The organism is Synechocystis salina LEGE 00031 (assembly GCF_015207985.1).
GTDB classification, from domain to species: domain Bacteria; phylum Cyanobacteriota; class Cyanobacteriia; order Cyanobacteriales; family Microcystaceae; genus Synechocystis; species Synechocystis salina.
Map to the genome: position 1 here is coordinate 1 of NZ_JADEVV010000114.1, position 1,135 is coordinate 1,135.

The 1,135-nt window shown below is 33.7% G+C and carries 1 protein-coding gene; it reads left to right on the forward strand.

The window, feature by feature from the left end; translation table 11 throughout:
• The first annotated feature begins 314 nt into the window (after window positions 1-314).
• On the forward strand, window positions 315-797 hold the full coding sequence (locus IQ217_RS19435) for a transposase (protein WP_420826704.1): 483 nt from the start codon (window positions 315-317) through the stop codon (window positions 795-797).
• Window positions 798-1,135: the final 338 nt, after the last annotated feature.

Below are 1,135 nucleotides of genomic sequence, written 5' to 3' on the forward strand. Positions count from 1 at the left end.
ACCCATGTTTTAGATGAGTTGACCAAGCTTTTTAATAAAGTTAATGAGCTAGATCGATTAAGATATTTGGTCAATTCATGGGACATATTCTGCCATTCATCTGCCTAGATTGATGGAAGAGGGATATTATTGTGGGAATATTAAGTGATATAAAAAGAAAGAGTTTACCAGCAATAGCATCATCATTAGGACTGAAAAATGAACAGGGACTACTGCATTTCATAACAGATTCTCCTTGGGAGTCAAAAGAATTAGAAAAAAGAAGGTTGAATATCATTTTAGAAGTTCTATAAGAAAGAGAAATCATAGTCATAATAGACGAAACAGGAGACTCCAAAAAAGGAAAAACAACAGATTGTGTAAAAAGACAGTACATTGGAAATTTAGGAAAAATAGAAAACGGTATAGTGTCAGTAAATGCTTATGGCTACTGTGATGGGGTAACGTTTCCTTTAAAATCAAAAATGTTTAAATCAAAAGAAAGATTAAAAGAGGGTGATAAGTACAAAACAAAACCAGAATTGGCAGTAGAGATAATAAAAGAACTAAAAGAAACTGGTTTTAACATAAAAAGAGTAGTATCAGATAGTTTATATGGAGAAAGCCATAGTAACTTTGTCAGTGCTATAGAAAAATTAAAAATAGAATATGCAGTGGGAATCCTCAGTAATCATGGGATCTGGCTTCCAAATGAAGATAAAGTAAGGGTAAATAAGTGGAGAAGATTTGATCACATAAGATGGGATGGAAAACGGGAAGATAGGAATATAAGAGAGATAGTTTATGGTAAAAAATGAGCGACAGGGTATTGGGAAATTAAAACAGAAACAGAAAAAGATGAAGAAAAAGAAGGGTGGTTCATAATGACTCAAATACCAGATATTAAATATAAAGAATTCGGCAGAATATATGGAGTAAAGGCATGGGCACTGTCCTTTTAAGGAGTGAAGTGGCAAAAGCCTCTACAGGTAAGTATTTCTGCAATTTCGACAGGGCGGTCAATGAAGCGGGACTGTAAATTAATTTGTGTAAAAGCAAAAATACAAATTAACCCATTTCAGCAAGGAGGCAATGATGGCAAGGAAGAAAAAAGAGGATACCGTAGCCGATAAATTAATGGATGAACTGTTAAAGG